Here is a 21263-nt window from a genome sequence, read left to right as displayed (position 1 = left end):
CTCATGCGCCCCAACGCCACATTGGGGCGTTCGGGGCCGGGCGGTCACTGGTCGTCCTCGAGGCGCTCGGCGCGGCGCAGCTGCCAGCGGGCCAGCAGGGCCATCGCCGGGTACGGCAGCACCGCGATCATCAGCCAGGACAGCGGAATCCCCAGCAGCCGCACGGTGTCCAGGCCGGGGAACACCGCGAACAGCCCGGGCAGCCCGAGCAGCAGCGCGAACATCAGCACCAGCGCGGGCACGCCGCGACGGCGTTGCGCGCGGTACAGCTCGGTCGCGCGCTGGGTGTCCCCCGCGGGCAGCCGCACCACCCGCCAGCGTCCGCGGGACCGCCGTCGCGCGTGGGCGAGCCGGGTCTGCGGACTGGTGACGGCCACCCGCCGGACCTTGCTCATCGCGGGCCCGGGCCGAGCTGGCCGCGCTGGGCGGCTTCCAGCAACCGGTCACGCAGGTCGCGGGCGTGCCGGCGGCTGACCGGGACGTCGCCGGCTTCGGTGTGCGCGAGCAGGCCGCCCGCGGAGTCGCTGCGCAGCTCCAGCACCGCGCCGACGGCGAGCAGGAACCCGCGGTGCACCCGGCTGAACCCGGTGCCCTCCCAGTACTCCTCGAGCCGCGAGATCGGCATCCGGACCAGGTGCACCCCACCTCGCGTGTGCAGCCGGACGTAGTCGCCGTGTGCCTCCACGAACAACACGTCGTCGCGGCGGACGTAACGGGTGCGCCCGCCGGACTCGACCGGGAGCGCCGCCATCGCGTCCGGGGTCGTGCGCGACGACGGCGTCGCGTTGCGTGTCACCTTGGCCAAGGCCGCGGACAGCCGTTCGGCGCGGACCGGTTTGAGCAGGTAGTCGACGGCGCCGATGCCGTACGCCGTCACCGCGTGCCCGTCGTGCGCCGTGACGAACACGATCACCGGCGGCTCGCTCAGCTTTGCCAGCAGCCCAGCCAGTTCGAGGCCGTCGAGGCCCGGCATCGAGATGTCGAGGAACACCGCGTCGAACCTGTCGGCCTGAAGCAGCCTCAACGCCTTCAGCGCGTCACTCGCGCCGACGACTTCGCCGACTTCGGGCGCTTCGCGGAGCATGCGGCAGAGCTCGTCGAGCGCGGGCGCCAGGTCGTCGACGGCGAGCACCCGGAGCCCGATCACGGCATCACCCCCGGCTGGAACCGCGGCACCCGCACGATCACCCGGGTGCCCGCGCCGACCTCGGTTTCCACGGTCAGGCCGTACCAGGCGCCGTAGACGTCCCGCAGCCGTCTGTCCACATTGGCCAATCCAAGGCCGGCCGGGTCGTCGTCGCCGGTCCGCCCGGCGAGGATGTCCGCCGCGCGCTTCGGGTCCATGCCGACCCCGTCGTCCTCGACGAAGATCACGCAGTCGTTCCCTTCCGCTTGGCCGTGCACCTGGACGAAGCCGGTGCCCGAGCGCGGCTCGATCCCGTGCCGGATCGCGTTCTCCACCAACGGCTCCAGCACCAGGTACGGCACGGCGACGGCGAGGATCTCCGGCGCGACCCGCACCTGGACGCGCAGCCGTTCGCCGAGCACCGCCCGCTGCAGCGCGAGGTACGTCTCGATCGCGCGGAACTCCTCGGCGACGACGGTGTACTCGCCGTGGCGGGCCAGGCTGTAGCGGGTGTAGTCGGCGAAGTCGAGCATGAGGTCGCGGGCACGGTCGGGGTCCGAGCGCACCAGCGACGCGATGACGGTGAGGGCGTTGTAGACGAAGTGCGGCGACATCTCCGCCCGCAGTGCGCGCAGTTCGGCCTGCGCGGCCTGCTCCGCCGACGCCTCGAGCCGGCCGCGCTCCAGTGCCTGCACAACCAGGTCGGCGGCCTGGCCGGCCACCGAGTCGCGGACGTCGCCGACCACCAGGATCGCCCCGGCCAGTTCGTCGTGGACGTGCAGCGGCAGCACGAGGACGTCCTGCGCGGAGCCGGGTTCCTCACTGTGCAGCACGCCGTCGAGCACCGACGCGACGATCGCGTCCGGCCCCGGGCGCCCCGACCACAGCAGCGAGCCGGACAGGTCGGTGAGGCCGAGCCCGGGGAAGCCGAACAGGCGGCGCAGGCGGTGCGCGGCGCGGCGGGCCCGCGTGCCGGAGAGCCCGTCGCGCAGGTCGTCGGTGATCCGGCGGGCGGCGGCGAGCACCGGCAGCGGGTCGGCGCGGGACGCCGGGCGCAGGTGCACGGTCATCGGGGCCTCCCCTCGGCAGCGGTGTCCAGGGGAACAGATCCTACGGCTACGCGGGGTCGTCCCGGTCGGCCAGCACCTGGGCGTGGCGGCGGAAGCGGCGCCAGGTGCGGTAGTCGTCGATCGCCGTGACCGGGCCCTGTTCCGGGACCAGCAGGCTCGCGTCGGCCGGGTACGGCCGGTCCGGTAGCGAGATCCAGCCGGTCGTGCGGGTCTCCTTGACCGCCACCGGCACCGGGCGGAACGTCCTCGGGTCCAGGCCTTCGCTGTGCCGGACGACCTCGTCGAAGAACCAGGCCGACGTGATCAGCGCCAGCACGCCGCGTGAGGACTTGAGCGCGTCCTTCAGCGGCGCGGCGTCCAGGAGCCGGAAGGTCTGGTTGATCGCCGGCGCGGTGACGCCGTGCTCGTCGTAGGCGACCTCGCCCGCGTGCAGCGCCATCCGGAGCCGGATCCGCGCCCCGGGGTGGTGGGTCAGGTTGTGCCGGTGCAGCGCCACGGCGAGCGCGTTGGGCAAGAACTCGACGAAGGGCCCCTTGGGGATCTCCGCCGGGGCCAGGACGAAGACGCCGTCCCCGCAGTCCTCGCGCCGGCAGTGCCGCCACGGGACGCCGGCGTCTTCGAAGGCCCGGAGCAGCGCGCGGTACAGCCCTTCGCGCAACGCCAGCCGGTGTGGTGTGGTCCTGCGATGGTCGCCGTAGCCCTCGACGTCCACGGCGAAGATCGTCCGGTGTTCGGCCGGCCGCTCGTAGTTCATCGCACCCCTCTCTGCGATCATGCATGTGCCGATGCATGTGCAGATCAGTGTGGCCGGGTGAACCCGTCCGGGGGAACGGGTCATGCGGTGAACGGTTCGCCGACGACGGTGACCGGCAGTGAGCGATCACCGGGGGCGAAATCCCTGGTCAGAGTGGGTGAGTCGCTTTCACAGGTGTCACAGGTAGTTGACGGACAGCTGAGAACGGCGGGGCCGTGCCGGGTCGCGGCACGGCCCCGCCGCCGGTCGGGGAGCGGGTCAGCAGCTCTGCTTGTAGAAGTACTGCGCGTTGGCGTCCATATCGGCCTTGGTGATCGAGTGCAGCTGCGCGGTGAGGTTCCGCGTGGTCGGCTTGCCCTCGATGGCCGCCACCGCCTGCTGGACGCCCTGGGTGCCGATCGAGGCTGGGTCCTGGGCGATCAGCGCCTGGTACTGGCCGCTCTTGAGGCCTTCGACCTCGGACGGGCTGGCGTCGAAGCCGATCAGGTTCACCGCGCCGACCTTGCCCGCGTTGCGCAGGCCGGTCGCCGCGCCCTCGCCGGTGTTGAGGTTGGTCGCGAAGATGCCGATGAGGTCCGGCGTCGACGACAGGGCCGCCGTCACCTTGGACGCCGCCTGGTCGGGCTCGTTCTGGGTGAACTGGACGCCGACCGACTTCAGGTTCGGGGTGTTCTTCAGCTCGTCCTCGAAGCCCTTCACCCGCGCGGCCGTCGTGGACGTGCCGGCGATCGTGTCGAGCACCAGCACCGAGCCGCTCTTGCCGTTCGTCAGCTTGGCCATCGTCTGGGCCGCGAGCTTGCCGCCCTCGGCGTTGTCCGAGGAGACGGACGCCGCGGCGACGCTGGTGTCCTTCAACGACGTGTCGACCTCGACGATCTTCGCGCCGCGGGCCTTGACCTGCTGGATCGGCGCGAGCATCGCCGTGTCGTCGGTCGGGGCGATGAGCAGCGCCGCCGGCGGGTTGGAGCCGAGGGCGTTGACGAGCTGGGTCTGCATCGCCGCGTCGAACTTCTGCGGCGCCTGCGTGGTCAGCTCGTAACCGAGCTTCTTCGCCTCGGCCTGCGCGCCGCACTGCAGCGAGATGTAGAACGGCTCGGCCTGCACGCCGGGGATCAGCGCCAGCTTCTTGCTGCCGGTCGGCTGGGCGGAGTCGCCGGACCCGCTCTGCCCGACCGTGCCGGACCCGCACGCGGTGAGCAGCGCGGCGGCCGAGGCCAGCGCGCCGACGGCCACGAAAGTCTTGGTGAGCTTCATAAGCACCTCTTTGTACTCGGGAATCAGCGGGAGTTGCGACGACGGCGGCGCCGCTGGTCGAACCAGACCGCCGCGATCAGCACCGCGCCGACGGCGATCATCTGCCAGAAGTCCTGGACGTGGGTGATGTTGAAGCCCTTCTTCAGCACCGCCGGGATGAACACGCCGATCACCGTGCCCAGCACCGAGCCGACCCCGCCGAAGAGGCTCGTCCCGCCCATCACGACCGCGGCGATGGCGTTGAGGTTGTCGGTGGTGTGCGCCGATATCGTGGTGGACGCGTAGTACGCCAGCGAAAGGAACCCGGCGATCCCGGCCAGGAACCCCGTCAGCGTGTACACCTTCAGCAGGTGCGCGGTGACGCCGATGCCCGCGCGCCGCGCGCCCTCGGCGTTGGAGCCGACCGCGAAGGTGTACCGGCCGAACTTCGTGGTGTGGAGCAGCCACGCGCCGATCAGGGTGATCACCACGGCGACGATGACCAGGTTGGGCACCACGCCGAAGGAGGTGCCGTAGCCGAGGGTCTGGTTGAGCACGACCGGCACGCTGCGCACGTCCGACCCGTTGTTGAGCAGGTAGGCCGCGCCGAGCGCCGCACCCATCGTGCCGAGCGTGACGATCAGCGGCGGGATCCCCGCCACCGCGATGAGGAAGCCGTTGATCAGGCCCCACACCGTCCCGGCGATGACCGCCGCGACCAGCCCGACCGTGATGACGCCCCAGCCGGCGTTCGACGCGTTGCCGCCGGACATCGCCTCCATCACCTTGCCGGCGACCATGCCGGCGAAGATCAGCACCGAGCCGACGGAGAGGTCGATGCCGGAGGTGATGATCACGAACGTCATCCCGACCGACAGCACCAGCAGCACCGACGTCTCGATGAGCAGCGTCTGGAAGGTGAACAGGGTGGCGAACTCGGCGGGCGCGATGGCGGTGAAGACGATGATCAGCGCCAGCAGCACCAGCGCGATCCAGAACGTGTTGGCGCCGACCAGGCGCTTGCCGAGTGGCCGCTTGCCGAAGCCGGCCTCGGGGGATTCCTGGATGTCCTTCTGCGCAGGCGTCGACACAGTCACGCCGCCTCCTCTTGCACGAGCGCACCCGTCATCGCCGCGACGAGGTCTTCGAGCTTCGTGTCGGACCCGGTGAACCGGGCGACGCGCTTGCCGAGCCGCAGCACCTCGACGCGGTCGGCGACCGAGAGCACCTCGGGCATGTTGTGGCTGATCAGCACGACGGCGATGCCCTTGTCGCGCACCTTCTTGATGACGTCGAGCACGCGCTCACGCTGGACAACACCGAGGGCCGCGGTCGGCTCGTCCATGAACACGACCTTCGACGCCCACACGACCGACCGCGCGACCGCGACGCTCTGGCGCTGCCCGCCCGACAGCGAGCCGATCGGGACGTCGGTGCTCTGCAGCGTGACGCCGAGGCGCTGGAACTCCTCGACGGCCTGCCGCCGCATCTCGGCCTTGTCGAGCATGCCGAGCTTGCCGAGGAAACCCTTGCGGTGGATCTCGCGGCCGAGGAACAGGTTCGCGGCCGGGTCGAGCTCGGGGGCGACGGCGAGGTCCTGGTAGACGGTCTCGATCCCCATCCGCCGCGCGGTGGTCGGCGAGTCGAAGTGCGTCTCGACGCCGTCCAGCAGGATCTTGCCCGACGTCGGCTGTTCCGCGCCGGAGAGGCACTTGACCAGCGTGGACTTGCCGGCGCCGTTGTCGCCGATCAGCGCCGTCACTTCGCCCGCGCGGGCCTGGAACGACGCGCCGCGCAGCGCTTCGACCGACCCGTAGCGCTTGACCAGGTCGACCGCTTCCAGCAGGACTTCGCTCATCCCCGCCTCCCTTCCGGCGCCGGCGGCCGGCAGCGGATCACCGTCGCGGCCCCGGCGAGCTCGGTCTGGCCCGCGTCGAACGGCACGACGTAGGTGTCGCCCTTCGCCAGCGCGTGGTCCCCGCCGTGCTCGGTGCGCAGGGTGCCCTCGCCGTCGAGGACGACCAGCACCGCGAACGACGGGTCGAGTGACAACGTTGTCGTGTTGTCCGTACGCAACTGCTCGGCTCGGAAGAACTGCTCCGATCCGCCGGCCAGCAGGTCCACTGTGGACCCGGTGTCGCCCGCGGTGCGTTTGATGATGGTCTCGAGCCGCCCGGCGTCCCAGCCCGAGGTGTCGAGCGCCTCGATGGCGGTGTCGAAGCCGATGCCGAGGTGCCCCTTCTCCGGCGACGCGAGGAAGTCACGCCACTCGATGGTGAGCGAGAAGTCCGTCGGCTGCTGCAGTTCGACGACGAAGACGCCTTCGCCGATCGCGTGCGGCAGCCCGGCCGGGATGTAGACGGTGTCGCCGGCGGTCACCGGAACGCTGTTCAGCGCGCCCAGCATCGACGGCACGTCCTGCTCGCGCGTCCACTCGGACACGGTCGCCTTGGACAGCGTCTCCTTGAAACCGGGGTAGACGCGCGGGTCGTCGCCGTAGGTGCCGACCACGATCCACGCCTCGGTCTTGCCGAAGTGCGAGTCGAAGTGCTGCTTCGCGAAGGCGTCGTCCGGGTGGAAGTGCACGGGCAGCCGCTGGCCCGCGTCGAGGAGCTTGACCAGCAGGCCGGTCGACGTCCCGAGCGCCTCGACGTGCTTCGCGCCGAGCCAGCCGTTCGGGTTCGCGAGCACGGCGTCCCGCAGCCAGGCGCCGTCCGGGAGCCGGGTGAGGCCGTTGGTCTCCTGGCCGAACATGGTGCTCACCGAGGCGACCCAGTCCTCCGGGCCGAACTTCTTCTCGGAGGACGCCCCGCGCAGCGCCGCGATGGCGTCGCCCCCGCGGTAGAACTGCGGCGGCTGGTTGGCCGGGAGGCGGATCGGTTCGAGGGTCACGGGGCGACCTCACCGGAACCACGGGCGACGAGATGCACGGGCAGGACGACCTTTCTGGGCGGGGACTGATCTCCTTGGACGCGCGCGAAGAGCAGCTCGGCCGCGGCGTGGCCGAGCGCGCTCACGTCGTGCGCGACGACGGTGACCGGCGGGTCCAGCAGGTCCGCCAGCTCGAAGTCGTCGAAGCCGACCATTGCCGGGCGGTACTCGGCGTGCGCGAGGGCGCGCAGCAGGTGCACGGCGACCCGGTTGTTGCCGGCGATCACCGCGGTGGCCGCGTCCGGGCCGTGCAGCAGTCGCTTCACGGCGTCGCCGATGTACTCCTGCGTCGGCGTCCGCATGGAGACCAGGGACTCGTCGTAGGAGATCCCGTTGCGCACGCAGCCCTCGCGGAACCCGCGCAGGCGCTCGGCCGCGGTGAAGATGTCCGGGCTGTCCCCGAGGAACGCGATCCGCCGGTGGCCGTGCTTCGCCAGGTGGGTGACGGCTTCGATGGTGCCGCCGAGGTTGTCCACCAGCACGGTGTCGGCCACGATGTCGCCGGCCGGCCGGTCGATGAACACCACCGGCGTGCCCGCGCGCATCTCCGGCACCAGGTAGCCGTGCTGGAGACCGGCCGGGACGACGAGGATGCCGTCCACCCGCCGCGCGCAGAACTCCAGCACGAGCTCGCGCTCGCGGTCGGAGTTCTCCTCGGACGAGCCGGTGAGCACCTGGCGGCCGAACGACGTCGCGATGCGCTCGACCGCGCGGTTCAGCTCGGAGTAGAAGGGGTTGCCGACGTCCTCGACGATCAGCCCGATGGTGCCGGTCGTCGACCCGCGGCGCAGGTTGCGCGCGCCCAGGTTGCGCCGGAACCCCAGCTGCTCGATGGCCGCCATGACCCGCTCGGCGGTGTCCGGGTGCACTGCCGGTTCGTCGTTGACCACGCGCGAGACGGTCTTGATGCTCACGCCCGCCAGCCGGGCCACGTCACTCATCGTGGCCCGCCTGCTCGCGGTGCGCGGGGCGCCGTCGCGGTCCCGGCCGGGAGGAGACAACGTTGTCATAGTGCACGGGATTGAACGCCACCGGCCGGTGAGTTGTCAACGGCCTGGGTGTGGATTGTGCCGATTCGGCTACCGACGTCGTAGGTCAGTCGGCTGATCTTGCTGTCCCGAAGTGGACAGGTCTTGACGGGACCCTTGACTGTCTGGTGAGCCGCTGCCCAAGGTGGCCCGGTTCGACCGACTGCGCGACAAGGTTGTCATGACACCGTTTCTGGTCGCGCTGATGAGGTGAGAGGCGATGGCGATGGCGCGAGTGCGCTTCAGAGCCGGTTTGGCTTTCCTGACATTGGCGGTGACCGCAGCGGTGGCTCCCGCTGTCCCCGCCGCAGCCGCCCCGGCGACGGACTTCGCGAAGTGGGTCAACCCCTTCGTGGGCACCCGTCCCGGTGGCGCCGACCACGGCACCGGGGGCGGCGCCGGCAACACGTTCCCGGGCGCGGTGGCGCCGTTCGGCATGGTCCAGTGGAGCCCCGACACGGTGAAGTCCCAGCCCGGCGGGTACTTCTACGACGACAACGCGCTGACCGGGTTCAGCCTCACGCACCTTTCGGGCGCCGGCTGTTCGACCTATCAGGACATTCCGTTCATTCCGTACGTAGGTGAAGTTTCGACGTCGCCGGCGACCGACCCGGCGCACTACACGTCGAAGTTCTCCCACGCCAACGAACACGCGACGGCGGGCGCCTATGACGTCACCCTCGACAGCGGCGCGAAGGTCGAGCTGGCCGCGACCCAGCGCACCGGCTCCGCGCGGCTGACCTACCCGGCCGGCGCGTCCTCGACGCTGCTGGTCAACACCTCCGGCTCGGTCAACGGCACCGACGACGCGTCGATCACCATCGGCAAGGACACCATCAGCGGCTGGGCCACCAGCGGCCGCTTCTGCGGGGCGCAGAACAGCTACCGCGTCTACTTCTCGGCCAAGTTCGACACGCCGTTCGAGTCGATCGGCACCTGGAAGAACGGCGCCGTCACGCCGGGCAAGTCCGCCGAAACCGGCGGTGCCAAGGCGAAGGTCGCGCAGCCCAACGGTGTTGACGCCTCGATCGCGCGGCCGGCCAAGGCCAAGCAGCAGGACACCACCGTGTCCGGCCCGGGCAGCGGCGGGTACGTCACCTTCGCCAACCTCAACGGCGCGCAGGTGAACGTCCAGGTCGGACTGTCCTTTGTGTCCGTCGACGGCGCGAAGGCCAACCTCAAGGCCGAGAACACGAAGAAGTCGTTCGACACCGTGGCCGCGGGTGCGCGGAAGGCGTGGAACGACCAGCTCGGCAAGATCGCCGTCTCCGGCGGCTCGGACGCCGACATGACGACGTTCTACACGTCGCTGTACCACTCGCTGATCCAGCCGAACGTCTTCTCCGATGTGGACGGTCAGTATCCCGGCTTCGACGGGCGGATCCACAAGGCCGACAAGGGCCACGCGATGTACACGAACTTCTCCGGCTGGGACATCTACCGCTCCGAGGTCCCCCTCCTGGCGACGATCGACCCGAAGGAGACCTCGGACATCGTCCGGTCGATGATGGCCTACGCCGAGCAGGGCGGGTCGTGGGACCGCTGGACGGTGGCCAACGACTACACCGGCGTCATGAACGGCGACCCGTACCACATCATCGTCTCCAGCGCGTACGCGTTCGGCGCGCGTGACTTCGACGCCCAGAAGGCGTTGCTGCTCATGATCAAGGGCGCCACCCAGCCGACGCAGGGTTACACCGAGCGGCCGGGTCTCGACGACTACCAGAAGCTCGGCTACGTGCCGGGCGCCGGCGCGGACACCCTCGAATACACCAGCGCAGACTTCTCCATCGCCGAGTTCGCGAAGCGGCTCGGGGACAGCGCGACGTACACGACGTTCATGAAGCGCGCGCAGAACTGGCAGAACCTCTACAACCCGGGCACCGGTCACCTGCAGCCGCGCAACGCGGACGGCTCGTTCGCCGGCACCTACGACCCCGCCAGCTCGCAGGGCTGGGTCGAGGGCAACGGCGCGCAGTACGAGTGGATGGTGCCCTACGACCTCGGCGGCGTCGTGACGGCGTTCGGCGGGAACACCGCGACCCAGGCGCGGCTGGACACCTTCTTCACCCAGCTGAACGCGGGCACGCAGGAGCCCTACGCCTTCATGGGCAACGAGCCGAACTCCAACGCCCCGTACGTGTATTCGTACGCGGGCGCCCCGGCCAAGACCCAGTCGATCGTGCACCGCTCGATGGACGAGCTGTACAACCCGAACCCCGAGGGCTTGATCGGCAACGACGACCTCGGCCAGATGTCGGCCTGGTACGTCTGGTCCGCGCTCGGCATCTACCCGGAGATCCCGGGCCGCGCCGAGACGCTGCTGGTCACCCCGCGCTTCGAACACGCCGTGCTCACCACCGGCGCGGGCAAGAAGATCACCATCAACGCGCCGGGCACCGGCGACTACGTGGGCAGCCTGAAGGTCAACGGTGGCGCGGCTTCGAAGGCGTGGCTGCCAGAGGCGCTCATTTCCGGCGGTGGCACGCTCGACTACACGCGGTCCGCCACGGCCACCTCGTGGGGCAGTGCCGCGGCCGACGCGCCGCCGTCGTTCCGCGAGCAGGAGAAACCGAGCCTGTCCTTTGTGGACCCGGCCCGTGCGGTGACACCCGCGGGGTCGACGTCTTCGGCATCGGTGGGCGTCCAGGACCTCTCCGGCACCGCCCGGACCTGGACCTACACCGCGGGCAGCGTCGACGGGATCACGCTGACCCCGGCGTCGGGCAGCATCGCCGTCCCGGCGGGCGGCAAGGCGAAGGCCGACGTGACGGTTTCGGTCCCGGCCGGGCTGGCCGACGGCGCCCGTCGCATCCCGGTGACGTTCTCCGCGCCGGGCGTGGCTTCGACGCAGGCGGTGCTGACGGTGCTCGTGGCGCAGCCGAACAGCTGGCTGGCCACGGTGGACAACGCAGGTATCTCTCCGGACTCGAACTCGGGCGCGGCGAACTTCGACGGCGGCGGCTGGAGCTACTCGGCCGACGCGCTGGCCGCGGCCGGCGCCACCCCGGGCGGCACGGTCACCAGTGACGGCATCAAGTTCACCTGGCCGTCGTTCCCTGCGGGCGACCCGGACAACGTGGTCGCCGCGGGCCAGACGGTGAACGTCTCGGGCTCCGGGCGGCTCGCGCTGCTCGGCTCGGCGTCCAACGGCACCGCGTCCGGCACGCTGACCATCACCTACACCGACGGCAGCAAGTCCACGGCCACCATCGGGTTCTCCGACTGGACCCTCGGTGGCGGCGGCGCCCAGCCGTCGTTCGGCAACCGGATCGTGCTGTCGACGCCGTACCGCAACGCCGCGGGCAGCGACCCGCAGCAGATCCGCACGATGGTGTTCGGCACCAACCCGATCACCTTGGACGCGGGCAAGACGGTGGCCAGCGTGACGCTGCCGGACAACGTCAGCGGCGGCGCGCTGCACGTGTTCGCCATCGGCATCGGTTCGTAGTGATCCACCCCTGAAAGGCCGCCCGCCTCGTGCGGGCGGCCTTTCGCGGACTTCGGAGGAAGCTCAGTGAAGAGCAAGGTCCTGGCGGGCGCGTTGACGCTCGCCGTAGTGGCGACGGGGGTGAGTCCCGTCGTCGCGGAAGCGTCCGGTGGGGACGCTCTCGACGCCGTCAACACGTTCATCGGCACGCAGGACGAGGGGAACACGTTCCCCGGCGCGTCGGCGCCGTTCGGGATGACGCAGGTCAGCCCGATCACCTCGCACTACGCCGGCTACCGCTATACCGACACGGCCATCCGCGGCTTCGGTCATTTCTTCCTGTCCGGCGCGGGCTGCTGGGAGCAGGGCGGCCTGGTCTCGACACTGCCGACGACCGGCGAGATCGGCCCCGGCAAGGCGTTCGACACGACCAAGGCGTCCACCTTCGACCAGACGAAGTACGCGGCGCCGTTCACCCACGACGGCGAGGTCGGCAAGCCCGGCTACTACAAGGTCCACCTGACCGGCTACGGCGGCGTCGACGTCGAGACAACCGCGGCGACCCGCGCCGGTGCCGAGCGGTACACGTTCGCGAAGTCCGGTGACAACAACGTCTTCGTCAACGTCGGGCAGGCCAACGACAAGGAACCGGTGACGGGCAGCAGCATCCGGGTCGTCGACGACCGGACCGTCGAAGGAACCGTGGAGTCGCAGGCGTTCTGCGGCGGCAAGTCCTACACGACGTACTTCACGACGAAGTTCGACAAGCCGTTCAAGTCCTCGGGCACGTGGTCGCCGACCGGCGGCACCCCGGGCAGCCGCGAGTCGAGCGGCGGCGCAGGCCTGCGTGGCGCGTGGCTGACGTTCGGGGGCGCGAGCCAGGTCACCGCGACCACCGCCATTTCCCAGGTGGACGCGCAAGGCGCGCGGGTGAACCTGGCGGCCGAGCACATCCGGTCGTTCGACGCGGCCAAGGCCGACGCCCAGCGCGCCTGGCGCAAGGAATTGTCCAGTGTGGACATCAAGGGTGGGTCGACCGACGACCGCACGGTGTTCTACACCTCGCTCTACCACGCGCTGCTGCAGCCGCTGACGGCGAACGACGCCGACGGCCGCTACTACGGCTTCGACAAGAAGATCCACCGCGCGGTCGGCTGGACGTACTACGACTTCTTCTCGCTGTGGGACACCTACCGCACACAGAACCAGCTACTCGCGCTCCTGAAGCCGGACCGCGCGAAGGACATCGCGAAGAGCATCCTCGCCATCCACGACCAGGGCGGCTGGCTGCCGCGGTGGGCGTACGCGAGCCAGGAGACGAACACGATGACCGGTGACCCGGTCACGCCGTTCCTGGTGGATCTTTGGCGGTTCGGCGCGCTGTCGGGCAACGAGATGCAGGCGTACCAGGCGCTGCTGCAGAACTCGACGCAGATCCCGCCCGCGTCGTCACCGTTCCAGGGCCGCTCCGGCAACGCGAGCTACCAGCAGGACGGGTTTGTCCAGTACGACCCGAACTTCCCGAAGAAGGGCCAGGACACCGACCCGAACCACGGCGCGTCGGCCACCTTGGAGTACGCGCTCGGTGACTGTTCGCTTTCGGCGATGGCCGCGGCGCTCGGCAAGAAGTCCGACGCGGCAGCGCTGGCGGCGAAGGGCCGGACCTACCGGACGCTGTGGGACTCCTCGCAGACGGATCGGGGCTTCAGCGGCTTCTTCCGGCCGAAGGTCGCCGGCGGCGACTGGTTCAGCCCGGCCGACAAGCCGTACAGCCCGCAGAGCCAGGACGGCTTCCACGAGGGCACGGCCTGGCAGTACCAGTGGCTGGTGCAGCAGGACGTGCCCGGCCTGGTCGACCGGATGGGCGGCCCGGCGGCGACCGGAAAGCGCCTCGACGACTTCTTCGCCTACGACGAACTGGTGAAGGACCCGGCGGCCGCGGTCCGCGCGAACTGGGTCGTCGGCCCGTACGACTACTACGACCAGTTCCGCTACAACCCCAACAACGAGCCGGACCTCCACTCGCCGTGGATGTACGCGCTCACCGGCCAGCCGGCGAAGACGTCGACGGTCGTGCGGGCGGCGCACACGCTGTTCACCAACGCGCCCAACGGCGTCACCGGGAACGACGACCTCGGCACGATGTCGGCCTGGTACGTCTTCAGCGCGCTCGGGCTCTATCCCGCCGTCCCAGGGACTGGGAACTTCGTGCTCAACGCGCCGCGGTTCGCTAAGTCCGTGCTGCACCTGGAGAACGGGCGCGACATCACGATCAAGGCGCCGGGCGCGGACGGCTCGAAGCTGCAGTACGTCTCGGGCCTCGAAGCCGGCTCGAAGCCGAGTGATCGGGTGTACGTCAACGTGGACCAGTTGAAGCGTGGCACGACGCTCGACTTCCGCCTGACCGCCGACGCCGCGAAGGCGACGTGGGGGACGTCACCGTCGTCCGCGCCGGTTTCGCCCTGCTCGGAGTAGACGACCGACGCTCACGACCGTGGTTCAGACCACAGTGGACCACGGTCGTGAGCATCGTCACGGGCCCCGGTGTTCCCGTGAGGGCCATCACGCCTCACACTGGGTATCAGCACGTCCGACAGCGCCGTTGACGTCCACAGGCAGTCCGCCGTGGACGGTGCGTCGGACGTTTGTCATGTCACGACCAAACGTGGTGAGACCCCACAGGAGGAAGAAGTGTCCAGCAAGGCCGCTCTAGCTTTCCGCGTGGCCGCAGTTGCCGAAGCCCTGTCCTGGGCGGCGCTGCTTGTCGGGATGTTCCTCAAGTACGTCGTGCACTCCTCCGGTGAGGGCGGCGTGCCCGTCATCGGCATGGTGCACGGCGTGATCTTCGTCCTCTACGTGGTCGTCTCCCTGTCCGTGGCGAAGCCGCTCGGCTGGCGTCCGAAGACGCTGATCCTGGCGCTGCTCGCGAGCATCCCGCCGCTGTTCACCTGGCTGTTCGAGAAGTGGGCGCTGCGCAACGGCAAGCTCGACGGCCCGCAGCGGCTGACCCACGGCGGTGTCGGCCTGTTCCAGGTCCAGGAGCCGGTCGCCGCCTGATCCCAGCACGTGAGAAAGGCCCGCGCTTCGGCGCGGGCCTTTCTCTTGTCTCCGGCACTGCGTGCGCGAGCGCTTACTCCGTGAAGTCCCCGGAGGCGCGGCGCACCTTCGTCAGCAGATCGGTCAGCTGCTCGGTCTGCCGTCCGGTGAGCCCGGACAGTCCGAAGTCGATCGCGGTCACGGCCTCCGTCGCGGACTCGCGGCGCTTGCGGCCTTCGTCGGTGATCTCGACGAGCGTCGTGCGCCGGTCGGTGGGGTGCGGGACCCGCTTGACGAGCCCGTCCTTCTCCAGCCGGTCGACTATGTTGGTGACACTGGTGGGGTGCAGCTGGAGCCGCTCGCCCATCACCCGCATCGGCAGGCTGGCGCTGCGGGCGAAGGTGAGCAGCACCAGCGCTTCGTACCGGGCGAAGGTCAGGCCGTGCGGCTTGAGCGCGCCGTCCACCGCGGACTGGATGATCTGCTGGACCCGCATCACGCCGGTGACCGCGGCCATGGTGCCGGCGGGCCCGATCCGGGCCTCCCAGAGCTGTGCCGCGCGGGCGATCGGGTCGAACGGCAGCGGACGGTTCATGACACGCGAAGTTACCAGCGGGTACCGGCGAGTGTCGCACGACCGGCGGAAAGAGCACCGAAGAAGGGACTTCCGAGCATGATCGTCGCGTTCAGTGTCAGCCCGTCCGGCGGGGAGCCCGACGGCGGAGTCAGCGAAGCCGTCGCCCGCGCGGTGAAGGTGGTCCGCGACTCCGGGCTGCCCAACTCGACCAACGCCATGTTCACGAACGTGGAAGGCGAGTGGGACGAAGTGATGGACGTCGTGAAGCGCGCGGTCGAGGCCGCGGGAGAAGGCTCGGCGCGCGTCGGCCTGGTCCTCAAGGCCGACATCCGCCCCGGCTTCTCCGACCAGCTCGAGGCCAAGGTGGACCGCATCGAAGCCCACCTCCGCGACGACTCGTGAGTGGTTAGGGAAGGGGCGGGGTGAAGGCGACCGTCCAGCGGCCGTCTTCGTTCGTCACTGTCAGCGGGTAGCTGAACGGCTTGCCGTCGCCGAGGGCGCCGGTGACCGTCGCGCGGGCCGGGGCCGCCGCGTCCGGGCCCAGCTCCACCCGCACGTCGTGGACGCCGTGGTCCGACAGCACCGTGACGTAGTCCTTCGCGAAGTCGTCACCGCCGGAACCCGGGTAGTCGAGCAGGCCGGCGAAGGCGTCGGCGTCGTGCCCCGACAGCGCCGACGCGAGCTTGTCGCGCAGCTCGCCCGGGGAGCCGGCGCCCGGGTCCGGCTGGTGCACGATGAGCAGGGTCACCGCGCCGATCCAGGCGACGGCCGCCGCGATCGACAGGCCCACCTTCACGTCACGCCGGATGTGCACCCGGCCGAGCCTGCCCCAGCGGCGCCGTCCTGCCAAGCGGACGGGCCGGGCCACCCGGTGAAACGCTCCGGCGCGCGTGCCAGGATGGAAGCGTGACACAACCACGCGGATCTGCAGCGAAGTCAGCGGCCCTGTCCGCCGCCCTTTCCGGCGCGGTCGACCTGTCCGCGCTCAAGGCCCGCGCCGAATCGGCGCAGAGGCAGCCGGCCCCGCCCGCCGGCCCGGCCGGTGGCGACGCGCCGCCGCCCGCCCCGGGTTCGTCCGAGGCCGTGATCGATGTCACCGAGGCCACCTTCCAGGCCGAGGTCGTGGAGCGGTCCCTGCACCAGCTGGTGATCGTCGACCTGTGGGCCGAGTGGTGCGGCCCGTGCAAGCAGCTGTCCCCGGTGCTGGAGCGGATGGCGGCCGAGTCGGGTGGCGCCTGGGTCGTGGCGAAGGTCGACGTCGACGCCAACCCGCGGATCGCGCAGCTGTTCGGTGCGCAGTCCATCCCGACGATCGTCGCCATCGGCGGCGGCCAGCCGGTCGACGCGTTCTCCGGCGCGCTGCCCGAGCCCGAGATCCGCAAGTGGATCAACGCGCTGCTCGACGCCCTGCGGGACAAGCTGCCGTCGATCCGCGAGGCGGAGGCCAACGGCGGCGGCCCGGTCGAGGAGCCCGAGGACCCGCGCTTCACCGAGGCCGAAGAGGCCTTCGAGCGGGGCGACTTCGCCGCCGCGCAGGCCGCCTACGAGCGCATCCTGGACGTCGAACCGGCCAACGAGCTGGCGAAGAACGCGCTGGCCCAGGTCAAGTTCACCGCTCGCGCCGAGAGTGCCGACCCGTCGGCCCGCGCGAAGGCGGACGCGGACCCGTCGGACCTGGCCGCCCAGCTCGACGCGGCCGACCTGGAGATCGCGGACAACAACGTCGAGGCGGGCTTCAAGCGCCTGATCGACACCGTCCGCCGCACCGCGGGCGAGGACCGCAACAAGGTCCGCGAGCACCTGGTGGCCCTGTTCGACCTGTTCGACCCGGCCGACGACCGCGTGATGAAGGCGCGCCGCGACCTGGCGTCCGCCCTCTTCTAGAAGCCGTGGAAAAGGCCCCCACCGCGCGCGGTGGGGGCCTTTCCGTCCGGTCAGGCGTACTGCTTCGAGCAGACCGACGAGCCTTCGAGGTACCCGCGCCGCAGCGACTCGACGCGGTCGAAACCGCTGTCCGGGCGCTTCCCGTTGACGTCCGCCGACACCAGGCTCTCCGGCTGCAGCAGGTCCGCGATCGCCTCGTCGAGGTCACCCGCCGACAGGCGCAGGTCGCCCGGCCGGTTCGTGAACGCCGCCCAGGCACCCACGAGGCACGCCGTCCGCAGGCCCGCGTTCGGGTTGTCGATCGACGCGCCGACACCCTTCTGGATGCCCAGCGCGTACCGCGACGCCACTTCCGAGAACGCCGCGAAGTCACCCATGCCGCCCGGGTCCGCACCCTGCATCTCGGCCTCGCGGTCGATCGGCTGGGCCAGTTCGGACAGCTTCGCCAGGTCGATGCTCACCGTGTTGTCACCCGGGCAGTACGACGCCGGCGGTGTGGTCTGGCAGCTGCCGCCGTCGGTGATCTCCGGCGCGGTCACCCCGGCGCCCTTGAACGCCTCGTCGAGGCTCTTCTTCAGCAGGTCGACGGCCTGGTCGTTGAACTTCGCGTCACCCTTGCCCTTGTCACCCTTGTCGAACGGGCGCTCGGTCAGCCGGGCCTTGACGTTCTCGGCGTTCATCGCCGCGCACTCCTTCGGGCCCTTCTCGAACCCGGTCTGGAACGCGAACGTGCGGTCGAACGCGGTGCCGTGCGCGCCGCGGTCGGCGCCGCTGGTGCCCGCCTGGTCGCGGATCAGGAACATCGCCGCCATCACCTGGTTCAGGCCTTCGGACGTCGACACCCGGTAGAACTTGCTCTTGTCCTCGGCGACCCAGCGGAAGTAGCCGCCGGCGAAGCAGTCCGCCTGCTGTTCCTTGACCACGGTCGGGGTGCTCTTGGTGATCCCGGCCTTGTCACCCAGCCGGAACTGGACGGCGTGGCCGAACTCGTGCGCCAGCACGACGACCACCGACATCGGCCCGAAGCGCTCGCGCAGCATCGGCAGCAGCACGCCGCGGTCCCACGCCACCGAGTCGTCGACCGAGCAGTAGAACGCGTTCACGAGCTTCTTGACGCTGCCGCAGCCGGTTTCCTCGGTGTCGGTCTTCGAGTCGTAGGACAGCAGCGACTTCACCGGCTCGAACTGCTGCCCGAAGTCGGCCGGCAGCCGCTCGTTCCAGTACGTCTGGACGTCGTCGATCGCGGCGGTGGCGAGCTTGTCGTCCTCACCGCCGTCGGCGTTGCGGACGTCGACGCTCGGCGTCGGCGCGTCCGGCTTGAGGCCGCTCTCGAAGTGCGTCACCGGCAGCCCGGCGACCGACCCGGCGCCGGTGTCCTGGACCGGCCCGCTGCCGGAGCTGCTCTTGCCGTTGCACCCGCTCACGGCCACGGCCGCGACGGCCAGCAACGCCACCAGCGCGCGCCGTCCTCCCCCTGGGGTCATCTTCACTCGCTCCACTCCCACGCCCGCCTACCCGACGGGCAGGACCATACCCAGGGCTTACGGGACGCGTGCGCGTTATCCCCGAACTACTCCCTGCGCAGGCGAGGCCGTGGCCCGATATCGTCGCTTCCCATGCGTGCAGTCCGCCGGTTCACCGTCCGCGCCAGCCTCCCGGAGTCCCTGTCCGGCCTCGGCGCGCTGGCCACCAACCTGCGCTGGACGTGGCACCCGCCCACGCGTGACCTCTTCGCGTCGATGGACGCCGAGCTGTTCAACGCCGTGCGCGACCCGCTGCGGATGCTCACCGCGCTGCCGCCGGACCGCCTCGACGAGCTTGCCGTGGACGACGGCTTCCTGGAGCGCGCCCGCGTCGCCGCCGCGGACCTGGAGAACTACCTGTCGGAGCCGCGCTGGTACCAGCAGCGTGACGACGCGGAGCTGCCGCCGGCGGTCGCCTACTTCTCCATGGAGTTCGGCGTCACCGAAGCCCTGCCGAACTACTCCGGCGGCCTCGGCGTGCTCGCCGGCGACCACCTCAAGGCCGCGTCCGACCTGGGTGTGCCGATGGTCGGGGTCGGGCTGCTCTACCGCAACGGCTACTTCCGGCAGTCGCTGTCGCTCGACGGCTGGCAGGTCGAGCACTACCCGGTGATCGACCCGAACGCGTTCCCCCTGGAATTGCTGACCGCCGGCGGCCGTCCGGTGCTGATCGGCGTCGCGATGCCCGGCGGACGCGAGCTGTGCGCGCAGATCTGGCAGGCCCGCGTCGGGCGCGTCCCGCTGCTGCTGCTCGACACCGACACCGAGGCCAACGACGACGACCTGCGCGGTGTCACCGACCGGCTCTACGGCGGCGACGCCGACCACCGGCTGCGGCAGGAGATCCTGGCCGGCATCGGCGGGTTCCGCGCCGTCCGGAAGTACTGCGAGCTGACCGGCCACCCGCAGCCGATGGTGTTCCACACCAACGAGGGTCACGCGGGATTCCTCGGCCTCGAACGCGCCCGCGAGATCGTGCAGGCCGACGGCCTCGCGTTCGACGAGGCCATGCCCGCGGTCCGCGCCGGGACCCTGTTCACCACGCACACCCCGGTCAGCGCGGGCATCGACCGGTTCCCGGTGGACCTGGTGCAGCGTTACTTCGCCGACGGCAGGCTGGTGCCCGACATCGACCCGCGGCGCGTGCTCGCGCTCGGCGCCGAGGACAACCCCGGCCTGTTCAACATGGCGCACATGGGCCTGCGGCTGGCGCAGCGCGCGAACGGCGTCTCCCAGCTGCACGGCCGCGTCACGCGCAAGATGTTCTCCCGGCTGTGGCCCGGGTTCGACCACGACGAGGTGCCGATCTCGTCGGTGACGAACGGCGTCCACGGCCCGACCTGGGTGGCGCGCGAGCTCAGCACGCTGCTCGGCCGCGAGTGGGGCCTCGACACCGGGGCCGGGCCGCTGCGTGACGGCGTTTCCGACGCCCAGCTCTGGGAGCTGCGGCGCGAGCTGCGTGAGAAGCTGGTGTTCGAGGTGCGGCGCCGGGTGCGCGCGGCGTGGCTGCAGCGCGGCGCGTCCCCGCTGGAGCTGGGCTGGGTGGACTCCGTGTTCGACCCGGACGTGCTGACCGTCGGGTTCGCCCGCCGCGTGCCGACGTACAAGCGGCTGACGCTGATGCTGCGCGACCCCGAGCGGCTGCGCACGCTGCTGCTGCACGAGGACCGGCCCATCCAGGTCGTCGTCGCCGGGAAGTCGCACCCGGCCGACGAGAACGGCAAGCAGCTGATCCAGCAGATCGTCCGGTTCGTCGACGGCGCGGACGTCCGGCACCGGATCGTCTTCCTGCCGGACTACGACATGTCGATGGCGCGTTACCTCTACCGCGGCTGCGACGTCTGGCTGAACAACCCGGTGCGGCCGCTCGAAGCGTGCGGGACGTCGGGGATGAAGTCGGCGCTCAACGGCGGCCTCAACCTGTCCATCCGCGACGGTTGGTGGGACGAGTGTTACGACGGCAGCAACGGCTGGGCGATCCCGACCGCGGACGGCGTCGCCGACCCGCTGCGCCGTGACGACCTCGAGGCCGCGGCGCTGTACGAGCTGCTCGGCCAGCAGATCGCGCCGCTGTTCTACGACCGGTCCGGCGACGGTGTGCCCACCGGCTGGCTGTCGATGGTCTGGCACACGCTGGAGACGCTCGGCCCGCGGGTGCAGGCGTCGCGCATGGTCCGCGAGTACGTCGACAACGGCTACCTGCCGGCGTCCCGGATGGTCGCCGCGGCCACCGGCGACGGTTACCGCGGCGCGCTGTCGCTGGCGGACTACCGCACCAAGCTCGAGGTGTCGTGGCCGCGGCTGCGGATCTTCGACTCGGAGCTGCTGGTGGAGGCGACCGAGCCGCTGGTGGTCGGCACCGAGGTGACGATCCGGGCCCGCATCGACCTGGCCGGCCTCGATCCGTCCGAAGTGGACATCCAGGCGGTGGTCGGCCGGGTCGGCGACGACGACGAGCTGCGTGACGCGGTCACGGTCCCGATGACCGACGACGGCATCGGCGCCTTCGCGGCCCGGCTCAAACTGCCGCGGCCGGGGTCCATCGGGTACACGGTGCGGGTGCTGCCGAAGCACGGCCTCCTGGCGGCCCCGGCCGAACTGGCCCGCGTGGTGCTGGCCTGACCTGGAGTTACTCCACCTCCGAAGCTCCGGAAATCACGCCGCGCGCGGC

General features: G+C 70.6%; 18 protein-coding genes. 6 read left to right on the top strand and 12 right to left on the bottom strand.

The window, feature by feature from the left end; genetic code table 11:
* Nucleotides 1-44: 44 nt before the first annotated feature.
* The 9 genes from ACIA5G_RS29555 to ACIA5G_RS29515 form a co-directional block, all read right to left on the bottom strand.
* Nucleotides 45-395 (bottom strand): hypothetical protein, encoded by a 351-nt coding sequence (locus tag ACIA5G_RS29555; RefSeq protein ID WP_395928928.1) that lies wholly within the window; start codon nt 393-395, stop codon nt 45-47.
* The gene (locus ACIA5G_RS29550) at nt 392-1147 is read right to left on the bottom strand and encodes a LytR/AlgR family response regulator transcription factor (protein ID WP_395928926.1); all 756 of its coding nucleotides are present in this window, start codon (nt 1145-1147) and stop codon (nt 392-394) included. Before ACIA5G_RS29550 ends, ACIA5G_RS29555 begins: the two co-directional genes overlap by 4 nt.
* A complete protein-coding gene (locus ACIA5G_RS29545) occupies nt 1144-2196 on the bottom strand; it encodes a sensor histidine kinase (protein WP_395928924.1) in 1053 nt (350 codons plus the stop codon). Before ACIA5G_RS29545 ends, ACIA5G_RS29550 begins: the two co-directional genes overlap by 4 nt.
* A gap of 46 nt (nt 2197-2242) precedes the next feature.
* Nucleotides 2243-2971, bottom strand: a complete 729-nt coding sequence (locus ACIA5G_RS29540) for a hypothetical protein (RefSeq protein ID WP_395928921.1) — start codon at nt 2969-2971, stop codon at nt 2243-2245.
* Between the two features lie 237 nt (nt 2972-3208).
* A complete protein-coding gene (locus ACIA5G_RS29535) occupies nt 3209-4204 on the bottom strand; it encodes an ABC transporter substrate-binding protein (RefSeq protein WP_395928919.1) in 996 nt (331 codons plus the stop codon).
* A 23-nt stretch (nt 4205-4227) separates the two neighbouring features.
* Nucleotides 4228-5280, bottom strand: coding sequence for an ABC transporter permease (locus ACIA5G_RS29530; protein ID WP_395928917.1), 1053 nt, complete (start codon nt 5278-5280; stop codon nt 4228-4230).
* Nucleotides 5277-6041 carry an ATP-binding cassette domain-containing protein gene (locus ACIA5G_RS29525; RefSeq protein WP_395928915.1) on the bottom strand — a complete coding sequence of 255 codons (765 nt, stop codon included), beginning with the start codon at nt 6039-6041 and terminating at the stop codon, nt 5277-5279. The genes ACIA5G_RS29530 and ACIA5G_RS29525 overlap by 4 nt, the downstream gene beginning before the upstream one ends.
* Nucleotides 6038-7075 (bottom strand): class I mannose-6-phosphate isomerase, encoded by a 1038-nt coding sequence (locus ACIA5G_RS29520; protein ID WP_395928913.1) that lies wholly within the window; start codon nt 7073-7075, stop codon nt 6038-6040. Before ACIA5G_RS29520 ends, ACIA5G_RS29525 begins: the two co-directional genes overlap by 4 nt.
* Nucleotides 7072-8055 carry a LacI family DNA-binding transcriptional regulator gene (locus tag ACIA5G_RS29515; protein WP_395928911.1) on the bottom strand — a complete coding sequence of 328 codons (984 nt, stop codon included), beginning with the start codon at nt 8053-8055 and terminating at the stop codon, nt 7072-7074. Before ACIA5G_RS29515 ends, ACIA5G_RS29520 begins: the two co-directional genes overlap by 4 nt.
* Before the next feature lie 313 nt (nt 8056-8368).
* On the opposite strand from ACIA5G_RS29515, the gene ACIA5G_RS29510 reads away from it, so the two are divergent.
* The 3 genes from ACIA5G_RS29510 (at nt 8369) to ACIA5G_RS29500 (ending at nt 14629) form a co-directional block, all read left to right on the top strand.
* Nucleotides 8369-11593, top strand: a complete 3225-nt coding sequence (locus tag ACIA5G_RS29510) for a GH92 family glycosyl hydrolase (RefSeq protein ID WP_395929278.1) — start codon at nt 8369-8371, stop codon at nt 11591-11593.
* Nucleotides 11594-11659: 66 nt separating this feature from the next.
* On the top strand, nt 11660-14047 hold the full coding sequence (locus ACIA5G_RS29505) for a GH92 family glycosyl hydrolase (protein ID WP_395928909.1): 2388 nt from the start codon (nt 11660-11662) through the stop codon (nt 14045-14047).
* Nucleotides 14048-14263: 216 nt separating this feature from the next.
* A complete protein-coding gene (locus tag ACIA5G_RS29500; RefSeq protein ID WP_395928907.1) occupies nt 14264-14629 on the top strand; it encodes a DUF3817 domain-containing protein in 366 nt (121 codons plus the stop codon).
* A gap of 73 nt (nt 14630-14702) precedes the next feature.
* Here ACIA5G_RS29500 and ACIA5G_RS29495 read toward each other — a convergent pair whose 3' ends face one another.
* Complete coding sequence (locus ACIA5G_RS29495) at nt 14703-15203, bottom strand: MarR family winged helix-turn-helix transcriptional regulator (protein ID WP_395928905.1); 501 nt, start codon at nt 15201-15203, stop codon at nt 14703-14705.
* 78 nt (nt 15204-15281) lie between these two features.
* Here ACIA5G_RS29495 and ACIA5G_RS29490 point away from each other — a divergent pair, with 78 nt between their 5' ends.
* The gene (locus ACIA5G_RS29490) at nt 15282-15587 is read left to right on the top strand and encodes an MTH1187 family thiamine-binding protein (RefSeq protein WP_395928903.1); all 306 of its coding nucleotides are present in this window, start codon (nt 15282-15284) and stop codon (nt 15585-15587) included.
* 4 nt (nt 15588-15591) lie between these two features.
* Here ACIA5G_RS29490 and ACIA5G_RS29485 read toward each other — a convergent pair whose 3' ends face one another.
* Nucleotides 15592-15999 (bottom strand): hypothetical protein, encoded by a 408-nt coding sequence (locus ACIA5G_RS29485; protein WP_395929276.1) that lies wholly within the window; start codon nt 15997-15999, stop codon nt 15592-15594.
* Nucleotides 16000-16091: 92 nt separating this feature from the next.
* Here ACIA5G_RS29485 and ACIA5G_RS29480 point away from each other — a divergent pair, with 92 nt between their 5' ends.
* Nucleotides 16092-17069, top strand: coding sequence for a tetratricopeptide repeat protein (locus ACIA5G_RS29480; protein ID WP_395928901.1), 978 nt, complete (start codon nt 16092-16094; stop codon nt 17067-17069).
* A gap of 50 nt (nt 17070-17119) precedes the next feature.
* On the opposite strand, the gene ACIA5G_RS29475 is transcribed toward ACIA5G_RS29480, so the two are convergent.
* Entirely contained in the window at nt 17120-18553 is a 1434-nt protein-coding gene (locus ACIA5G_RS29475) for a neutral zinc metallopeptidase (protein ID WP_395928899.1), read from the bottom strand.
* A gap of 132 nt (nt 18554-18685) precedes the next feature.
* Here ACIA5G_RS29475 and glgP point away from each other — a divergent pair, with 132 nt between their 5' ends.
* Nucleotides 18686-21214 carry an alpha-glucan family phosphorylase gene (gene glgP, locus ACIA5G_RS29470; RefSeq protein WP_395928897.1) on the top strand — a complete coding sequence of 843 codons (2529 nt, stop codon included), beginning with the start codon at nt 18686-18688 and terminating at the stop codon, nt 21212-21214.
* The last annotated feature ends 49 nt before the right edge of the window (nt 21215-21263 follow it).

Origin of the sequence: Amycolatopsis sp. NPDC051758 (assembly GCF_044453095.1) — a bacterium.
Lineage (GTDB): Bacteria > Actinomycetota > Actinomycetes > Mycobacteriales > Pseudonocardiaceae > Amycolatopsis.
Note: the sequence above shows the minus strand (reverse complement) of the source record. Positions and strands in the feature narration are given on the sequence as shown.

Excerpts from the sequence above, each read along its gene's own strand:
- ACIA5G_RS29555 (WP_395928928.1), bottom strand. The coding sequence starts at position 395 with ATGAGCAAGGTCCGGCGGGTGGCCGTCACCAGTCCGCAGACCCGGCTC.
- ACIA5G_RS29545 (WP_395928924.1), bottom strand. The coding sequence starts at position 2,196 with ATGACCGTGCACCTGCGCCCGGCGTCCCGCGCCGACCCGCTGCCGGTG.
- ACIA5G_RS29540 (WP_395928921.1), bottom strand. The coding sequence starts at position 2,971 with ATGATCGCAGAGAGGGGTGCGATGAACTACGAGCGGCCGGCCGAACAC.
- ACIA5G_RS29535 (WP_395928919.1), bottom strand. The coding sequence starts at position 4,204 with ATGAAGCTCACCAAGACTTTCGTGGCCGTCGGCGCGCTGGCCTCGGCC.
- ACIA5G_RS29525 (WP_395928915.1), bottom strand. The coding sequence starts at position 6,041 with ATGAGCGAAGTCCTGCTGGAAGCGGTCGACCTGGTCAAGCGCTACGGG.
- ACIA5G_RS29515 (WP_395928911.1), bottom strand. The coding sequence starts at position 8,055 with ATGAGTGACGTGGCCCGGCTGGCGGGCGTGAGCATCAAGACCGTCTCG.
- ACIA5G_RS29510 (WP_395929278.1), top strand. The coding sequence starts at position 8,369 with ATGGCGCGAGTGCGCTTCAGAGCCGGTTTGGCTTTCCTGACATTGGCG.
- ACIA5G_RS29495 (WP_395928905.1), bottom strand. The coding sequence starts at position 15,203 with ATGAACCGTCCGCTGCCGTTCGACCCGATCGCCCGCGCGGCACAGCTC.
- ACIA5G_RS29490 (WP_395928903.1), top strand. The coding sequence starts at position 15,282 with ATGATCGTCGCGTTCAGTGTCAGCCCGTCCGGCGGGGAGCCCGACGGC.
- ACIA5G_RS29475 (WP_395928899.1), bottom strand. The coding sequence starts at position 18,553 with ATGACCCCAGGGGGAGGACGGCGCGCGCTGGTGGCGTTGCTGGCCGTC.
- glgP (WP_395928897.1), top strand. The coding sequence starts at position 18,686 with ATGCGTGCAGTCCGCCGGTTCACCGTCCGCGCCAGCCTCCCGGAGTCC.